This window comes from Aureibacillus halotolerans (assembly GCF_004363045.1).
Classification (GTDB): Bacteria; Bacillota; Bacilli; order Bacillales; family DSM-28697; genus Aureibacillus; species Aureibacillus halotolerans.
Map to the genome: position 1 here is coordinate 1 of NZ_SNYJ01000040.1, position 1,525 is coordinate 1,525.

1 protein-coding gene, 2 tRNA genes and 1 rRNA gene are annotated in these 1,525 nt (G+C 37.6%); all 4 read left to right on the plus strand.

Annotated elements, in window-relative coordinates; all coding sequences use genetic code 11:
* Positions 1–140 precede the first annotated feature (140 nt).
* Positions 141–253, plus strand: a 5S ribosomal RNA gene (gene rrf / locus EV213_RS20505).
* A 12-nt stretch (positions 254–265) separates the two neighbouring features.
* Positions 266–340: transfer RNA gene (locus EV213_RS20510), tRNA-Asn, on the plus strand.
* 7 nt (positions 341–347) lie between these two features.
* Positions 348–420, plus strand: a tRNA-Thr gene (locus EV213_RS20515).
* Positions 421–911: 491 nt separating this feature from the next.
* The gene (locus EV213_RS21175) at positions 912–1,217 is read left to right on the plus strand and encodes a hypothetical protein (RefSeq protein ID WP_133582431.1); all 306 of its coding nucleotides are present in this window, start codon (positions 912–914) and stop codon (positions 1,215–1,217) included.
* Positions 1,218–1,525 lie beyond the last annotated feature (308 nt).

A 1,525-nucleotide genomic window follows, 5' to 3' on the forward strand; every position in this document is an offset into this window, starting at 1 on the left:
CGGATACTAATCGATCGAGGCCTTCTCTTCAATTGATTTTTGTTTCAACCGTGTGTGTCGGTATCTAGTTTTGAAGGATGATCCTATTGCTTTTCGACAAGAAAAACGATACAATTCTTCATATCAATTAAATAAAAGTGTCTGGTGACGATAGCGAAGAGGTCACACCCGTTCCCATGCCGAACACGGAAGTTAAGCTCTTCAGCGCCGATGGTAGTTGGGTTTTCCCTGCGAGAGTAGGACGTTGCCGGGCACATTTTACTATTCCACAGTAGCTCAGTGGTAGAGCTATCGGCTGTTAACCGATCGGTCGCAGGTTCGAATCCTGCCTGTGGAGCCATTTTTATGCTTCCATAGCTCAGCCGGTAGAGCACCACCATGGTAAGGTGGGGGTCAGCGGTTCGAATCCGCTTGGAAGCTTTCATAGAAGGACTGGTATAGAAGGGTTTCTCCTTTGATGGAGGGACTCTTTTTTGGTATGCCTGGTAATGTGCACAAGCTTTAGGATTATAACCGCTAGCCAACCGCAATGGTGTCCGGGATGACTGGCAATCTGAAAGAAGCCGGAGGCAAATCTCTGCCCTGAGGCACATGAATCTCATCAAGGCACTTTTCTTTGGAAGAGACTGCCAAGTTACTATAACTAAACATAAAAATAGATCATCAAAAATGTGTACCGAGCGATTTTAAATGCGATAGATAGCAAAGAATTTAAAGCATATGACGACATCTTTGTCGTAAAGCTTCAATTTTTCACTCAAACGAAAGATCAGCGTATTTATGAATTTGCAAACAATTGTTTTGTTCACGAAAAAGAAAGGCCCTGATATAATAAGATGAGTTATCAAAAGGCCCAGTTGTTTTATGAATTTGATTTATAGAGGATTGGAGGGTTTAACGTCAAAATTTATATAGAAATTTTATCTAGCATAACCCCCCTGCTTATTGTGTCTGCAATTGTAATATTTGTGATAAAAAGGCTTCAATATAAGTACAAACAAGGTACTTTAGGAAAGAAAAAATCGAAAAATTCACAAATGTTATTGGATAGTTTGATACCATTTGGAATGTTAATAGGTACTGTTGTTAGTTTGTTTTTCAGCATGTATTCTCAAATTGCTTTTCTGAATGGAATTAGCTTAGGGTCTGGAATAGGTTTACTATTTGGATACTTTGCTTATGAAATTTATAGTTCAAATAAGTATTCCTCAAGATGATGACGCCAATCATGAATAGGATTCTTAATATTGATACTGGTATAGAGGGTTTCTCCGATGACGGAGGGATCCCTTTTAATTATATATACGAATTTCTAACCAGCTCTCAACCGTATATAATGGAGAAGCAAGGGTGCCAAAGATTTTAGATCTTTGGTATATTTATTTTCAGTATAAATAGTAAAGCATTCCTTCATATAATATATATTGTAACACTAGCGTTGCATTAAAAGGTACTGATCATTAAAAATACAAAGAATGTTCAATAAACAAGTCGTTATATAATGAAAAAACCCTTTACAATGGAG